At 54.4% G+C, this 14,672-nt stretch carries 16 protein-coding genes; 9 read left to right on the forward strand and 7 right to left on the reverse strand.

What is annotated here, in order from left to right; translation table 11 throughout:
- The first annotated feature begins 7 nt into the window (after positions 1-7).
- The 7 genes from ridA to nrdG all read left to right on the forward strand — a co-directional run bounded on the left by ridA (position 8) and on the right by nrdG (position 7,643).
- Complete coding sequence (gene ridA, locus H4F65_RS11620) at positions 8-394, forward strand: 2-iminobutanoate/2-iminopropanoate deaminase (protein ID WP_010284551.1); 387 nt, start codon at positions 8-10, stop codon at positions 392-394.
- 220 nt (positions 395-614) lie between these two features.
- Positions 615-2,054 carry a circularly permuted type 2 ATP-grasp protein gene (locus H4F65_RS11625; protein WP_039313642.1) on the forward strand — a complete coding sequence of 480 codons (1,440 nt, stop codon included), beginning with the start codon at positions 615-617 and terminating at the stop codon, positions 2,052-2,054.
- Complete coding sequence (locus H4F65_RS11630; protein WP_010284548.1) at positions 2,048-2,977, forward strand: alpha-E domain-containing protein; 930 nt, start codon at positions 2,048-2,050, stop codon at positions 2,975-2,977. Before H4F65_RS11625 ends, H4F65_RS11630 begins: the two co-directional genes overlap by 7 nt.
- Entirely contained in the window at positions 2,974-3,795 is an 822-nt protein-coding gene (locus H4F65_RS11635) for a transglutaminase family protein (RefSeq protein ID WP_039318983.1), read from the forward strand. Before H4F65_RS11630 ends, H4F65_RS11635 begins: the two co-directional genes overlap by 4 nt.
- A 23-nt stretch (positions 3,796-3,818) precedes the next feature.
- Entirely contained in the window at positions 3,819-4,556 is a 738-nt protein-coding gene (locus H4F65_RS11640) for a proteasome-type protease (RefSeq protein WP_010286744.1), read from the forward strand.
- Positions 4,557-4,958: 402 nt separating this feature from the next.
- Complete coding sequence (gene nrdD / locus H4F65_RS11645) at positions 4,959-7,097, forward strand: anaerobic ribonucleoside-triphosphate reductase (protein WP_010286742.1); 2,139 nt, start codon at positions 4,959-4,961, stop codon at positions 7,095-7,097.
- 81 nt (positions 7,098-7,178) lie between these two features.
- Positions 7,179-7,643 carry an anaerobic ribonucleoside-triphosphate reductase-activating protein gene (gene nrdG / locus H4F65_RS11650; RefSeq protein WP_010286739.1) on the forward strand — a complete coding sequence of 155 codons (465 nt, stop codon included), beginning with the start codon at positions 7,179-7,181 and terminating at the stop codon, positions 7,641-7,643.
- Positions 7,644-7,654: 11 nt separating this feature from the next.
- Here the strand turns inward: nrdG and H4F65_RS11655 are convergent, their stop codons facing one another.
- From H4F65_RS11655 to H4F65_RS11665, 3 genes are all read right to left on the reverse strand, one after another.
- A complete protein-coding gene (locus H4F65_RS11655; RefSeq protein ID WP_010286737.1) occupies positions 7,655-8,308 on the reverse strand; it encodes a Rossmann-fold NAD(P)-binding domain-containing protein in 654 nt (217 codons plus the stop codon).
- Positions 8,309-8,412: 104 nt separating this feature from the next.
- Positions 8,413-8,859 (reverse strand): YhbP family protein, encoded by a 447-nt coding sequence (locus H4F65_RS11660; protein ID WP_039318986.1) that lies wholly within the window; start codon positions 8,857-8,859, stop codon positions 8,413-8,415.
- 9 nt (positions 8,860-8,868) lie between these two features.
- Positions 8,869-9,315, reverse strand: a complete 447-nt coding sequence (locus H4F65_RS11665; protein ID WP_010286732.1) for a winged helix-turn-helix transcriptional regulator — start codon at positions 9,313-9,315, stop codon at positions 8,869-8,871.
- A gap of 153 nt (positions 9,316-9,468) precedes the next feature.
- On the opposite strand from H4F65_RS11665, the gene H4F65_RS11670 reads away from it, so the two are divergent.
- Together H4F65_RS11670 and H4F65_RS11675 are read left to right on the forward strand one after the other, a co-directional pair.
- Positions 9,469-10,725 (forward strand): MFS transporter, encoded by a 1,257-nt coding sequence (locus H4F65_RS11670; RefSeq protein ID WP_039318989.1) that lies wholly within the window; start codon positions 9,469-9,471, stop codon positions 10,723-10,725.
- A gap of 41 nt (positions 10,726-10,766) precedes the next feature.
- The gene (locus H4F65_RS11675) at positions 10,767-12,119 is read left to right on the forward strand and encodes a pyridoxal phosphate-dependent decarboxylase family protein (RefSeq protein ID WP_010286725.1); all 1,353 of its coding nucleotides are present in this window, start codon (positions 10,767-10,769) and stop codon (positions 12,117-12,119) included.
- 94 nt (positions 12,120-12,213) lie between these two features.
- Here the strand turns inward: H4F65_RS11675 and H4F65_RS11680 are convergent, their stop codons facing one another.
- From H4F65_RS11680 to H4F65_RS11695, 4 genes are all read right to left on the reverse strand, one after another.
- Positions 12,214-12,672 (reverse strand): hypothetical protein, encoded by a 459-nt coding sequence (locus H4F65_RS11680; protein ID WP_010286715.1) that lies wholly within the window; start codon positions 12,670-12,672, stop codon positions 12,214-12,216.
- 204 nt (positions 12,673-12,876) lie between these two features.
- The gene (locus H4F65_RS11685) at positions 12,877-13,293 is read right to left on the reverse strand and encodes a helix-turn-helix domain-containing protein (RefSeq protein WP_010286714.1); all 417 of its coding nucleotides are present in this window, start codon (positions 13,291-13,293) and stop codon (positions 12,877-12,879) included.
- The gene (locus tag H4F65_RS11690) at positions 13,290-13,601 is read right to left on the reverse strand and encodes a type II toxin-antitoxin system HigB family toxin (RefSeq protein WP_010286712.1); all 312 of its coding nucleotides are present in this window, start codon (positions 13,599-13,601) and stop codon (positions 13,290-13,292) included. Before H4F65_RS11690 ends, H4F65_RS11685 begins: the two co-directional genes overlap by 4 nt.
- Positions 13,602-13,759: 158 nt before the next feature.
- Entirely contained in the window at positions 13,760-14,311 is a 552-nt protein-coding gene (locus H4F65_RS11695) for a bactofilin family protein (protein WP_010286709.1), read from the reverse strand.
- Positions 14,312-14,672 lie beyond the last annotated feature (361 nt).

A 14,672-nucleotide genomic window follows, 5' to 3' on the forward strand; every position in this document is an offset into this window, starting at 1 on the left:
AGATACCATGTCACGTATTATCAGCACTGAGCACGCCCCAGCCGCCATCGGCCCTTATGTTCAGGGCGTCGACCTTGGCAGCATGATCTTCACGTCCGGCCAGATCCCCGTGCACCCGAAAAGCGGCCTTGTGGCAGATAACATCACCGCCCAGACGCGTCAGTCACTGGAAAACGTTCAGGCGATCGTAGAAGCCGCTGGCCTGAAAGTTTCCGATATCGTGAAAATGACCGTATTTGTGAAAGACCTGCACGATTTCACTCTGGTCAACACCGCATACGAAGCCTTCTTCAACGAACATAGCGCACCATTCCCGGCTCGCTCTTGCGTTGAAGTCGCACGCCTGCCAAAAGACGTGAAGATCGAGATCGAAGCGATCGCTGTTCGTCGCTAAGCACCATCATTGATCGTTCTCTTCTCAAGACGCACCATCATGGTTGCGTCTTGCTGATTTTTAGCGTCTTTATTCTCCCCCCTCAGTGCAGACTTTCCTTGCTACGCACCAATTAGAGGAAAAAATCGACCTCCTCTCGATTAGATCACGCTTTTTTCAAAATGGCGCATTTTGTGCATTGTCCTATTATCGCTATTAAGCGTGCTGCCTGGGGATGACAATGATAAAAATGAAACTTCCATCTGCGCCTTATTATGACGAGATGCTTTCGTCACAAGGCCAACAACGTCAACATTACAATTCCTATTGGCAATGGCTTCAGCAAACCGACCAACAGGCCATTAAACAGAAGAAAGAGCAGGCAGAACTGCTGTTTCACCGCGTGGGTATTACGTTTAACGTTTATGGCGAGGAAGGAGGCACCGAGCGCTTAATTCCCTTCGACAGCGTACCGCGCATTATTCCTGCCCACGAATGGCAGTTGCTCGATCGCGGTATACGTCAGCGGGTACAGGCGCTGAACGCCTTTCTCTACGATATCTATCATCATCAGCACATACTCAAGGCCGGGATTATCCCCAGTGAACAGGTGCTGGCCAATGAGCAGTACCAACCGTGTATGCAGGGTGTGAACCTACACAACAACATCTACGCCCACATCACCGGGATTGATATGGTGCGCAACAGCGACGGTCATTATTACGTGCTGGAGGACAACCTGCGCACCCCATCCGGCGTCTCCTATATGCTGGAAAATCGAAAAATGATGATGCGGCTCTACCCGGATTTGTTTGCCAGCCAACATATCGCCCCTGTTGAACGTTATCCCAGCTATCTGCTACAGACTCTGCGTGAAAGCACGCAGGTTGACGATCCTACCGTGGTCGTGATGACACCGGGCCGTTTCAACAGCGCCTACTTTGAACACAGCTTTCTGGCGCAGCAAATGGGTGTCGAGCTGGTGGAAAGTGCGGATTTATTCGTGAAAGAGGGGGCCGTGTATATGCGCACCACGGAAGGCCCCTGCCAGGTGGATGTGATTTATCGCCGCGTGGACGATGCCTTCCTCGACCCGCTGGCGTTTCGCGCGGATTCGATGCTCGGCGTACCCGGCCTGTTGTCCGTGTATCGTGCTGGTGGCGTCGTACTAGCGAATGCTATCGGCACCGGTGTCGCCGACGATAAATCCATCTACCCCTATGTCCCTGAGATGATCCGTTTCTACCTGTCTGAAGAACCGATCCTCCACAATATTCCTACCTGGCAGTGCCGCAACCCCAGCGATCTACGCTATGTGCTCGATCATCTGGATAGCATGGTGGTGAAGGAAGTTCACGGTGCAGGCGGTTACGGCATGCTGGTCGGCCCACGGTCCACGCGTGGGGAAATCGAAACATTCCGCCAACGGTTGCTCGCACACCCGAACAACTATATCGGTCAGGAAACCTTAGCGCTCTCCACCTGCCCAACGTTCATCGACGACGGTCTGGCTCCCCGACATATCGATCTACGGCCTTTCGCCCTGAGCGGTGAAGAAATCCGATTGGTTCCCGGCGGCCTGACGCGTGTCGCACTCACGGAAGGTTCTCTGGTCGTCAACTCCTCACAGGGTGGCGGCACCAAAGATACCTGGGTCATGGAGGAGGATGAATCATGCTAAGCCGAACTGCCAGTGAACTGTATTGGATGGCACGCTATCTGGAACGTGCAGAAAGCCTCGCCCGTGTACTGGACGTGACCTACAAGCTTTCGATGATGCCACGCCACAGCCAGCAGCAGCGCGATCTGGCTCTGCCCCTGAATCTGACCGCCACACACGAACTCTTTCAGCAGCGCTATACCCGCTTTTCGATGAATAACCTGCTGAATTTCTTCGCGCTGGACAGCCAGAACCCCAGCAGCATCTACAACTGCATCGAAACGGCCTGGAACAACGCACACGCCGTGCGCGGCAGCCTGTCCTCCGAGGTCTGGGAATGTATCAACGCGACCCGCATCGATATTCGTAATCTACGGCATCAAGGGGTAGATAATGTCGGGATCGATGCGTTCTTTGACTGGGTGAAGGAGCGTTCCCACCTGTTTCGCGGCGCGATGTTCGGCACCCTGCTGCGCAATGACGCGCAGTGCTTCATTCGTGTTGGCACGCTGATTGAGCGCGCCTGTGCCACCGCACAACTGCTGAAGGTGAAACACCAACAGCTCAATAACGACCCCGACCCGGTACGCGAGTATTATCGTCTGGATACCCTGCTACGTGCAGTGAGCGCACGCGAGGCTTACCACAGCATCTATCGCCAGCCGATCAGCCCAGAAACCGTCACCGAACTGCTGGTCTTACGCGAGGACGTCCCGCGTTCGCTGCACGCCTGCATCGGCGATCTGGTGCTTCAGTTGGAAGCCATCGGCAGCCAACGCGCCAAAGTGCCACATCGGCTCGCTCATCTGCTACACGTCGAGCTACGTTTCAGCACGTTGGACGACATTCTGGCGCAGGATTTATCCACGTATCTCAACAATTTCATAATTAAAATCAATGAACTGGCAGACAGCATTCGTCATACCTATCTGGAGGCGCTATGAAACTCACCATCAACCATCTCACCCACTACCGCTACGATGAAGAAGTGAAGTTCAGCACCCAGTATCTACGCCTGACGCCGCAAAACTCTGCCCATCAGAGAATACGGGAGTGGAAGCTGACGCTACCCACACCAGCGGTTCAAACCACCGACGCGTATGGTAATGTACTGCATGTGCTGACACTCGATCACCCTCATCAGGACATTACGATTCATGCGGAAGGCGTGGTCGATATTCTCGACAGCGACGCAGTAGAAAATCCCGAAACACAGGATGGGCTGTCACCGTTGGTTTTTTTACGTCCGACGCCGCTGACCGAAGCCGACGGCGAGATTCGAGCGTTTGCACAACGCTATTATCGCCCAGATGCTGCGGAGGAAAGCCTGAATACGCTGATGGCGGAATTACGGCTGAAAATGCCGTATACTCCCGGCGCGACGCAGGTAGAGGATACCGCGGCGGCGGCATTTGCCATGCAGAAAGGCGTTTGTCAGGATCACACCCATGTGTTTCTCGCCTGTTGCCGTAGCCTGAGTATTCCAGCACGCTATGTGAGCGGCTACGTGTACAGTCAGGATACCCACCATGTCGCCATGCACGCCTGGGCGGAAGTGTGGTTAAACGGATACTGGCAAGGATTTGATATTACCAACAGTACCCGACAGCTCCATCAGCATCTGTGGCTTGCCGTAGGAATGGATTATATGGATGCCTGCCCGGTTCGCGGTACGCGGCTGGGAGGGGGATGCGAAGAGATGTTTTCAGAAGCTGAAGTCCGCTTGTTTGAACGGCAACAGCAGGTACAGCAGCAACAGTAAAATTTTTAACGAAAAGGTACCTTATGACGTACTGTGTCGCTATGTGTCTGTCTCACGGTCTGGTTTTTGCCTCCGATTCCCGCACGAATGCGGGCGTCGATCACATTGCAACGTTCAAGAAACTCTATGTTTTCCAGCATGAGAATGAACGCGTTTTAGTGATCCAATGCGCGGGAAACCTGGCGACAACGCAAAGCATTATCAGCCTGCTCAACGCCCGTATTGACGCGCAGCATACGCCAAATCTCATGCAGGTTAACTCCATGTATGACGCCGCGATGTTGCTCGGGGAAACCGTGCGAGAAGTGATTCATCGCGATAGCAGTGTTCAGCAGAACAGCAGCAATACCAATTTCGGCTGCAACCTGCTGCTAGGCGGCCAGATTGGCGGTGAAACACACCGGCTGTTTCATATTTACCCTGAAGGCAACTTCATTGAGGCCACGCCGGATACCCCGTATTTTCAGATCGGCGAGAGTAAGTACGGAAAACCGATCATCGATCGCGTGTTGACGATGGATACTCCTCTGGAACAAGCCATGTGCTGTGCGCTGATTTCTATCGATTCCACCCTGCGCAGTAATCTGTCGGTCGGCCTGCCACTGGATGTCATGATTTACCGCACCGGCAGTTTTGCCAGCACTGAACAGCAACGCATTACGGAAAACAACGCCTACTTCACGACGATCCGTAAAGCCTGGTCGGAAGGGCTACTGAATACTTTCCGCCAGCTTCCTCCGTTCCCTGATATTCAACCGTAATATGCACCTCCTCGTCGGCATTCGATAGTCAGCGTCACGCATGACTACGAATGCCAAAAACGGTATCGGTTATTTCAGACATTTCTGTATCGCCCCTCTCACTCACAATAAAAAACGCCCGACAGACCGTCAGAGCACGCCGTGTAAGCCTTCGCGGACCACATGCTCAACCTGGTCAAATTTTGTTCAAGTTCGATTTATCTACTAGGTAGGAATTTCTTTGCTCTACGTCAATTTTACAGCGATAAAAGCGCAAACACCTCTACGCAATTTCAATATATAGTGCCTATCCTGTAAACATGAACTACATATAGTGTTTATCCACAGTGTCATCCACAGCCCTCTGTAACCCTTGTCAGTTACGGTTTTCGCCTGTGGATAACCTTTCCAGAGGAAGAAAACGTGAAACCAGTAGTGATTAAACGGGATGGTTGCCAGGTGCCTTTTGATGAAGTCCGTATCAAAGAGGCGGTCGAACGCGCGGCACATGCAGCCGGTGTCAATGATGCAGACTACTGTGCAACTGTGGCCTGTGCGGTCGCTCAACAAATGCAGGATAAATCGCGCGTAGATATCCGCGAGATTCAGGACGCGGTCGAAAACCTGCTGATGTCCGGCAATTACAAAAAACTGGCGCGTACCTACATCGAATACCGCCATGACCGCGATATTGCGCGTGAACGCCACGGTCGCCTGAATCAGGAAATTCGCGGTCTGGTCGAGCAGAGCAACATGGCGCTGCTAAACGAGAACGCCAACAAAGACAGCAAAGTGATTCCCACCCAGCGCGACCTGCTGGCCGGTATTGTCGCCAAGCATTACGCCAAACAGTACATCCTGCCGCGTGATGTGGTTCTGGCACACGAGCGCGGTGAGATTCACTATCACGACCTCGACTACTCGCCGTTTTTCCCGATGTTCAACTGCATGCTGATCGACCTGAACGGCATGCTGACCAACGGCTTCAAAATGGGCAACGCGGAGATTGAGCCACCGAAGTCGATCTCCACTGCTACCGCCGTCACCGCGCAGATTATCGCGCAGGTCGCCAGCCACATTTATGGCGGCACCACGATTAACCGTATTGATGAGATTCTGGCGCCGTTTGTCACCGCCAGCCATGCGAAACATAAAGCCGTGGCGGAAGAGTGGCAGATTCCAGATGCGGACAACTATGCCCTGACCCGCACGGAAAAAGAGTGCTACGACGCCTTCCAGTCACTGGAATATGAAGTCAACACGCTGCACACCGCAAACGGTCAGACGCCGTTCGTGACCTTTGGCTTCGGGCTCGGCATCAGTTGGGAATCGCGTCTGATTCAGGAATCGATCCTGCGCAACCGCATTGCCGGACTGGGTAAAAACCACAAAACAGCGGTCTTCCCGAAACTGGTCTTTGCGATTCGTGACGGTCTGAACCACAAAGCAGGCGATCCGAATTACGATATCAAACAGCTCGCGCTGGAGTGCGCCAGCAAGCGCATGTACCCGGATATTCTGAACTACGATCAGGTCGTGAATGTCACCGGTTCGTTCAAAACGCCAATGGGCTGCCGCAGCTTCCTCGGTGTTTATGAAGAAGACGGCCAGCAGGTTCACGACGGCCGCAATAACTTAGGTGTGATCAGCCTGAACCTGCCGCGTATTGCGCTGGAAGCCGAAGGCAATGAAGACCGATTCTGGACGCTGCTCGACCAGCGTCTGGTGCTGGCGAAGAAAGCCCTGATGACGCGCATTGCGCGGCTGGAAAGCGTGAAAGCTCGCGTCGCGCCAATCCTGTATATGGAAGGCGCGTGCGGCGTGCGCTTAAAAGCGGACGACAGCATTGCGGATATCTTCAAGAACGGACGCGCCTCGATTTCACTGGGCTATATCGGCCTGCATGAAACGATTAACGCCCTCTTCGGTAGCCAAACGCACGTGTTTGATGACGAGGCGCTGCGTGCCAAAGCCGTGGCAGTTATCACTCGCCTGAAAGCCGCCACCGAGCAGTGGAAAGACGAAACGGGTTACGGCTTCAGCCTGTACAGCACGCCGAGCGAAAATCTGTGTGACCGCTTCTGCCGTCTGGATACCGCCGAGTTTGGCGTCGTACAGGGCGTGACGGACAAAGGGTATTACACCAACAGCTTCCACCTTGATGTGGAGAAGAAGGTGAACCCTTACCAGAAAATCGACTTCGAACTGCCCTATCCGCCGCTGGCTAACGGGGGGTTCATTTGCTACGGCGAATACCCGAACCTGCAACACAACCTCAAAGCGCTGGAAGACGTGTGGGATTACAGCTACAGCCGCGTGCCTTACTACGGCACCAACACGCCGATCGACGAATGCTACGAGTGCGGTTTCACCGGTGAATTCGAGTGCACCAGCAAAGGCTTCACCTGCCCGAAATGCGGCAACCACGATTCGGCCCGCGTTTCCGTCACGCGCCGCGTATGCGGCTACCTCGGCAGCCCGGATGCACGCCCGTTCAACGCCGGTAAGCAGGAAGAAGTTAAGCGTCGAATCAAGCATTTAGGCAACGGTCAACTGGGATAATCCCTTCTGGGCCGCAGCAATGCGGCCCACCTTTCGCGGCACCGTCAACCCACGCCCGCTTCATAACATGGGCTCTACCGTATGAATTACCACCAGTATTATCCCGTTGATGTCGTCAACGGCCCCGGCACCCGCTGCACGCTGTTTGTCGCTGGCTGCGTGCATGAGTGTGTGGGGTGTTACAACAAAAGCACCTGGCGACTCAACTCCGGTCAGCCGTTTACGCAGGAACAGGAAGATCGGATCATCGCCGACCTCCAGGATACGGCGATCCCACGGCAAGGCATTTCGCTGTCTGGCGGCGATCCGCTTCACCCACGGAATGTGCCTGACATCCTGCGCTTGGTCGAACGGATACGCGCGGAATGCCCAGGCAAAGATATCTGGGTCTGGACGGGCTACGTGCTGGCGGAGCTGACGCCGGAGCAACAGCGGGTGGTCGATCTCATCAACGTATTAGTCGATGGAAAATTTGTGCAAGATCTGAAAGATCCCGCACTGATCTGGCGCGGCAGCAGCAATCAGGTTGTCCACCACCTGCGTTGATCGACAAGAGGCTATTGAAGCGCCTGTTGCTTACCCAGTGAACGTAATTGATCGGATTCGAGCACGGTGACCCGCGCTTTGGGCTCGGGTGAGAACGCCTGATTCAGCAACGCCTGCGCGACCGTTCTCCCTTCAATGGCCCGCCATTTTGCTGGGAACAGGCGAAACAGCGGTGCGGCCAGACTTTCTAGCGGACGACTATCTTCTCTTTCTCCCAGCAGCATCGACGGCTGTGCCAGTGTCAGATGCTGCCAGCCTTGCTGACGCAGCGATTTTTCCGTTTCCCCCTTCACGCGCGAATAGAAGAAAGGCGACGTCGCACTCGCGCTCAGCGAACTGACGACTAACAGGTGCGTCGCGCCTAGCGCCAGCGCTACCTTTGATCCTTCTACCACCAGCGTGTAATCCACATAGCGGAACGCCTGCTTGCTACCTGCCGTCTTGAGCGTCGATCCCAGACAGCAAAACGCGATATCGACAGGATCGGTTAATTGCGCCAGCGCGGCAGAGAGATCGGGATCGTGCGGATTGACCACTTTCTCTGACGGTGCCAGCGGCTTACGGGTCGGCGCATAGATCGTCTCTACCCGATTATTGGCTTTCAACAGCTGTAACAACTCGTGCCCCACTAACCCCGTTGCACCTAATAACAGTACTCGGCTCATCGGTTTTCCCCCATGCTCAGCGTCTTTCACTATCCCATCTTTTTACGTTTCTGTTGTTATGTATGGAAAATGTTATGTATGGAAAATGTTAGTTATGACAAACGTTAGCGCTGCCAGTGGCGCTTCTTACCAAAGCCCAACGTATTGTCCGTCATTTTGATTTCTATCAGATCGAGCCGCCAAATCGGCGCTTGCGATGCCCGGGCAATAGGGAAACGCGCGTTATATCGCGCTCTGGCCTGCTGCGCGTCATCCCCTTCCAACTGCACCGCCTGCGCCCGAAACTGCACGCCTTTGATCAGCATGACGCTCTTAGGCTGACCGCTCACCGTACCGGCCACCTGCGGCAGCCTTGCCATTATTTCTCCGTGGCGCGTCTGCAACTCCGTCATTAGATAGAAGGCTATCTGTTGATCGTCATAAGTATAGAAGCAACTCGCACACCATAATTCCGAATTTTCACCCACGCACAACGTCAGTACGTGCAACTTCTTCAAATAACGGGAGATTGCCTCAAGATCGCTACCTGTTTCTCTCAGTTTTTTCTGCATTACGCTGCCTCAATCCACTTTCTGAACGAACGTATCCTGCCCGACCACTAACTGCCCTTCCGCAGAGTGCGGCAGCATGGTTTGCAGAGGCTGGCCGGTGTGTTTATCCAATAGCAGGGAGTGAGGTTCTCCCTCTGCAAACAGCTGCTGTTCCCCCCACTGGCGTAACGCCACAACGAGTGGGAATAGCTGTTCGCCTTTTGGCGTCAGGATATATTCCTGATAGGCCGAGCCTTCGGAAACGGGCTGAACGGACAAAATACCTTCCTCAACCAGGGCGCGCAGACGATCGGTAAGAATATTTTTGGCAACGCCCAAACTGCGCTGAAAATCGCCGAAACGGCGGCGATTGTCGAAGGCATCGCGGATAATCAGCAACGCCCAGCGATCGCCAACCACATCCAGCGCGCGGGCGACGGGACACGCATCCTCTTTCAAACTTTTGCGCTTCACCATGAATACTTCCTCTCCTTTTTCCTGTTCATCCTGCCTGCCTTACCCACAGGCGGAAAACTGACCGCACGTTTTTTGGTTGCAGAATAAAACCAGAGTATTTATGCTTCAAGTGGTTTTATTTTGAAACCAAATTGAGCCATGAAAGCCAATACGATGAAAACAAGCCCTATTCATACCACGTCATCCGTCACCGACGGCGATCTTTACAGCACGCAGACGACATTGCCGCGCGCGTTAGTTTTGCTGTTTGCCTGTGCCAGCGCCCTCAGCGTCGCCAATGTGTATTACGCACAGCCGCTGTTGGATGCACTATCGGTAGATTTTCACATCAGTATCGCCGCCGTTGGTGGCGTGATGACCGCAACACAGCTTGGCTGTGCGCTAGCGTTAATTCTGCTCGTGCCGCTGGGTGATATCCTCAATCGACGCTATTTGATGCTCGTCCAGTTGGGTGCGCTCATCGTGGCGCTGATCGCCGTTGGGCTATCCACCACGCCCCTGGCTCTATTGATCGGCATGCTGGCCGTGGGCATGCTCGGCACGGCAATGACTCAGGGGCTGATTGCTTATGCCGCGACGGCTGCCGCACCGCAGGAGCGCGGGCGCGTGGTGGGTGCGGCACAGGGCGGCGTGGTGATTGGGCTGCTGCTGGCGCGCGTGCTGTCCGGCTTTATCGCCGATGTCGCAGGCTGGCGCAGCGTGTACTTTTTCTCCGCGCTACTGATGCTCCTGCTTGCCGTGCTTTTATGGCGCACACTGCCGCATCAGCCGCTTGCCCGGCAGCGCCCACGCTATTCCGCGCTGCTGCTTTCTATGCTGACCCTGCTGCGTCAAGAACGGGTGTTGCAAATACGCGGCACCATCGCTTTACTGATGTTTGCTGCCTTGAGCATTTTCTGGAGCGCGCTGGTTCTGCCGCTGAGTCGCGAACCGTATTTCTTTTCTCATACGGTTATCGGTGCGTTTGGTCTGGTGGGGATTCTCGGCGCATTGGCGGCGGTAAAAGCGGGCTTATTGGCCGATCAAGGCCGCGAACAGTGGGTCAGCGGCATCGCCCTGTTATTGCTGCTGACATCGTGGCTACCGCTGTGGCTAGCACCCTATTCTCTCTTCGCGCTGGTGGTTGGCATCATCGCTCTCGATCTGGGTGGACAGGCCATTCACGTCACCAACCAAAGCATGATTTTCAAGACGCATCCCGATGCGCACAGCCGTCTGGTTGGCTGTTATATGCTGTTTTATAGCATCGGCAGCGGGCTTGGCGCGCTGGCAACGACAGCGGCGTATGACGCTGCGGGCTGGTCAGGCGTGTGCCTCCTTGGCGCAGCCGTCAGCCTGACGGCGCTGCTTTTCTGGAAAGTGACGCTGCACGCCTCAGCGCCGTCACCGACCGCTTCCACGACATCGTGATAGCGGAACAACGCTTCTTGATAAACAATAAGGGAAAAAACATGAGCGAACTGACATTACTGGCTGATGCCGACGAGCGCGGCCGACGCTATCTGGCTGAGACTGCACAGCGTCGGGTTTTCCCCGATGCCGCTGCCCTCGCGGCGCTGGCACGTTTTGATGAAGCGCTGCCGCAACAGGGCTTCTCACCCGAAAGCACGCTGACGCTGCTGGATGAGGTCGGTTCACCGGCTACTACCGCTTCCAATGGTCCGAACTATTTCGGCTTTGTTATCGGTGCCTCATTACCGGTCGCCGCCGCTTCCGAGCGATTAATGATCGCCTGGGATCAGTGCGCCTCCACCTTTGATAACTCGCCGGTATCCGCCACGCTGGAACGCCTCGCCAGCCGCTGGGTACTCGATGCGCTGAACTTGCCCAAAGACAGCGCCGTGGGTTTCGGCACCAGCGCCACCGCTTGCACGCTTTCCTGCCTGGCCGCCGCACGTCGTGCTCTGCTGGCAAAACAGGGCTGGGATTTTGACAACGATGGACTGAACGGCGCGCCTGAAATTAAAGTCGTAATCTCAGAACTGACGCACATCACCGTGAAGAAAGCGCTGCGCGTACTCGGATTTGGGCTACGCCATTTACGCATCGCGCCCGTGAATGCTTTTGGGCAGATCGACGTGGCGCAGCTTCCTCCGTTGGACGACCGCACGATTCTTTGCTTGCAGGCGGGCGAGGTCAATACAGGCGAGTTCGATAACTTTGCGCAGATCATTCCCGTCGCGAAAGCAGCGGGTACTTGGGTTCACGTTGATGGCGCCTTCGGACTGTGGGCCAGAGCCTCGTCCCACGCGGCGCTCACCGACGGCATCGAGCTGGCCGATAGCTGGACAACGGACGCGCATAAATGGCTGAACACTCCTTACGATTGTGCGATGGCAATTTGCCGCGATGCGGACGTGCTGGCGGAAGCGATGAACGCGGATGCGGTTTACTCCAGTGCGGCGCGAGATGCCCAGAAGAACCTGACGCTCGAGTTCTCCCGTCGGCCACGCGGCATTCCGGTGTGGGCGGCACTACGTACGCTGGGGCGCGACGGCGTGGCAGAGATGGTCGAACGACACTGCCGACAGGCAACCTTCATCGCCGACGGCCTGCGCCATGCGGGTTTTGAGATACTGAATCGGGTTGTGCTTAATCAGGTTCTGCTGCGGGGGGAAACCGACAGCCAGACGATAGCAATACGAGACGCGTTGCAGGCGTCAGGCAAAGCATGGTTTGGCGGCACCGTCTGGCAGGGGCGTCCGGCATTGCGCATCAGCGTGTCATCCTGGCGCACGCAGGACGATAACGTGCAGGCGCTAATCACGTTGCTGACGGACATCAAAGCTCAGACCCAACGCTGAGCGAAGCCTAAAGCGCTGGGCGCGGTATAAAACGACTATCCCCGCATTTGCGGGGATAGAGAGACGTAATCAGACTACGGCGCGTCGGAATACGCTAGACGTAAACGCTAATGCTGGAAACCTGTCCCTGAAAGCGGTTCAGCGCCTCTGCGGCACGTTGCAGGCTTTCGGTATTTTGCACTTCGCTACGGGATGATGCACCCGCGACGCCTTGCTGAATGGTGTCGAAAACATTAATCGGCTGGAACACGTTGGAAGGCGGAATGCTTCCCCCTTCGGCTCTCGGCGACGAGACAAAACCCAGCAGCGCGGAACCCTCTTCACGCCCCAACCGCCCACTGCTGACAAGGCCTTCTACTGTTTCATACAGCTCGGCTGGGCTAATACGGGTGAAATCATACCGCGTCGTCTCACCGGCAGGAACGGCACCGCTGCCCGCCTGATAAGACTGAAGCTGTTCGGACAGCGCCGCTTTCTCTGCATGCTCCGTGGAACGCTTCGCCATCACCTGCTGGCTGGCAAAGACGGACGACTCTGCGGCTTCAACTTTCATATCACCTCCTTACGGTAACGTATGGAAGACAAAAATCATTGGCATCGCGCCTCGCCGTGACGGTGGGTGCAAAAATGGCGTGCTTTAATACTGACACGCAATCCCTCATCGCGCCAGCCAGAAGCGGGATTTGAACCCATGTGGGGAACACGTTATAGCGCGGAGCATTATGCTGCTCTTAACAAGAATCACTGAACCGTCGTGTCAATCAACAAAAGCACTCACGGGAATATCGAATCGTTTAGCAAGCGCTCTCATGTGATCCAGCGTTAGAGTGCGCTCACCGTTTAAAATACGGGATACCAGAGACTTTTTACCGATCTCAGCTTCAAAATCACTCTGCGTTAGCTGGTGCTGATCCATGAGGACACGCAGTAAAGCGATACCAGCTGGGAGTGCTTTAATACGTTCGTTGAAGGCAACAAACTCCGGCGCATCATTCTCGTATTTGTCAATTTTGGCAGTCAGCATATCGATTAGCGGACTATCAGGCTCACTCTCGATCAGATATTCAGTGAGTTTCAACGCATCATCATAATCCTTACGAGAGGTGCTACCTCCGAGGAATGGTACGATACTCGTCAGGTTGTTAGCTGCCTTGATGGCGTCTGCGTACATCATTCTTTATTCCTCCGGTAATACTCTGTCAGTCTGTCGTACTCTACATGGGATATGATGTGCTTGATGAAGATTTTCCCCCGCTCAAAATCAGCAAAAAACATCACTCGAAGATGCCCGCCACCAATATCAATAACCCACCATTTTTCCCGATATTTCATCCTATCCAGGCTAGGGAAGCGTTTTTTCATATCGTCCGGCGTTGCATACATTTCGCGTTTGATAACCCGATATAGATCAGCAAGTGCTGCCGCCTGATTCGGAAACTGAGTGGTTGCAGTGTCGAAAGGTGCCCGCGAAATAACATGCATCTGGATTTACTCCCTGATGTTTCCAGATTGGAAACAATATGCCGTAAATGGCATAAGTTGACAATATGGAAACCGTAATAATCGACATCCCTGCTGTTCGGTTTATCCCCGCTGACGCGGGGAAGACTAAGTAATTATTCAGAGGTTAGGAATGAGCTTCACGCCGTGGGCGCATTACTCGCTAGCGCGACAACGTTCTCTTGCTCTGCGGGGGCTTTGCTGGTTTTCTCTTTTTTCTTTTCCACGTAGGTCAGTTTTTCCTGACTCTGCGTCGGTGAGGTCAGCGGGTGGGATTGACCAGTGAAGACGCCGCCTTTTTCGATGGAGAGTTCATCGGTGAAAATGTCGCCGAACACTTTGCCCTGCGCCAGAATAGCTACAACGCTGGCGGCTATGCGTCCTTCTACACGACCGTTGATGACGATCTGCTGCGATTTCATTTCGCCGTTAACCTGACCGGTGTGCTCCACTTTAATCGTATTATCACACTGCACATCACCTTCTACCCGGCCTTCCACGGTAATGTTGCCATCCACGGCCAGAGAGCCCGTCATACGCGCGCCCTGAGAAATGAAGGTGTCTTTTTTCACGCGCACAGGGTTCACTGAATTAATCAACTCGTTCGATGGACTGATAGCGGGAGAGCTGTTTATTTCACTGCGCTCTTGCGGTTCTTTTGCGTCTTTTTTGTTTTTATCGAATGAAAACATCGTGTTATTCCTTTTAACAGTATAAAAAAATGCGATCGTGGCACTTGCGGCGAGTACAGCAGCCACTCCCTGACCGTAATATCGAAGGGGAAATTCGCTATAAATATCAATAAGCCAGACGATAACCAATAAAGCCCATATCGCCCATATTCCCCAAAGCAGGTTGTAATTACGCACCGGGGCAAACCCGGAAAGAGGTGGGGTAATGCATATCCTTCTCCATTCGTCCTTTTTGTTGCGGCTTAATTTCCGGCTTAATTCAGCCACGCCCCATAGATATCGGATAACAGGCCCGTTTATTTAGTCCGATGACCGTGGCAACGTGATGACTATCGCATAAATTTTCGCCAACACGATGTGG

Origin of the sequence: Pectobacterium brasiliense, from assembly GCF_016950255.1 — a bacterium.
In the GTDB taxonomy this organism is placed as follows: Bacteria; Pseudomonadota; Gammaproteobacteria; order Enterobacterales; family Enterobacteriaceae; genus Pectobacterium; species Pectobacterium brasiliense.

What these genes read in the sequence shown, in the direction of transcription:
- ridA (WP_010284551.1), top strand. Translation starts at nt 8, where the DNA reads ATGTCACGTATTATCAGCACTGAGCACGCCCCAGCCGCCATCGGCCCT.
- H4F65_RS11625 (WP_039313642.1), top strand. Translation starts at nt 615, where the DNA reads ATGATAAAAATGAAACTTCCATCTGCGCCTTATTATGACGAGATGCTT.
- H4F65_RS11630 (WP_010284548.1), top strand. Translation starts at nt 2,048, where the DNA reads ATGCTAAGCCGAACTGCCAGTGAACTGTATTGGATGGCACGCTATCTG.
- H4F65_RS11635 (WP_039318983.1), top strand. Translation starts at nt 2,974, where the DNA reads ATGAAACTCACCATCAACCATCTCACCCACTACCGCTACGATGAAGAA.
- H4F65_RS11640 (WP_010286744.1), top strand. Translation starts at nt 3,819, where the DNA reads ATGACGTACTGTGTCGCTATGTGTCTGTCTCACGGTCTGGTTTTTGCC.
- nrdG (WP_010286739.1), top strand. Translation starts at nt 7,179, where the DNA reads ATGAATTACCACCAGTATTATCCCGTTGATGTCGTCAACGGCCCCGGC.
- H4F65_RS11655 (WP_010286737.1), bottom strand. Translation starts at nt 8,308, where the DNA reads ATGAGCCGAGTACTGTTATTAGGTGCAACGGGGTTAGTGGGGCACGAG.
- H4F65_RS11660 (WP_039318986.1), bottom strand. Translation starts at nt 8,859, where the DNA reads ATGCAGAAAAAACTGAGAGAAACAGGTAGCGATCTTGAGGCAATCTCC.
- H4F65_RS11665 (WP_010286732.1), bottom strand. Translation starts at nt 9,315, where the DNA reads ATGGTGAAGCGCAAAAGTTTGAAAGAGGATGCGTGTCCCGTCGCCCGC.
- H4F65_RS11670 (WP_039318989.1), top strand. Translation starts at nt 9,469, where the DNA reads ATGAAAACAAGCCCTATTCATACCACGTCATCCGTCACCGACGGCGAT.
- H4F65_RS11675 (WP_010286725.1), top strand. Translation starts at nt 10,767, where the DNA reads ATGAGCGAACTGACATTACTGGCTGATGCCGACGAGCGCGGCCGACGC.
- H4F65_RS11680 (WP_010286715.1), bottom strand. Translation starts at nt 12,672, where the DNA reads ATGAAAGTTGAAGCCGCAGAGTCGTCCGTCTTTGCCAGCCAGCAGGTG.
- H4F65_RS11685 (WP_010286714.1), bottom strand. Translation starts at nt 13,293, where the DNA reads ATGATGTACGCAGACGCCATCAAGGCAGCTAACAACCTGACGAGTATC.
- H4F65_RS11690 (WP_010286712.1), bottom strand. Translation starts at nt 13,601, where the DNA reads ATGCATGTTATTTCGCGGGCACCTTTCGACACTGCAACCACTCAGTTT.
- H4F65_RS11695 (WP_010286709.1), bottom strand. Translation starts at nt 14,311, where the DNA reads ATGTTTTCATTCGATAAAAACAAAAAAGACGCAAAAGAACCGCAAGAG.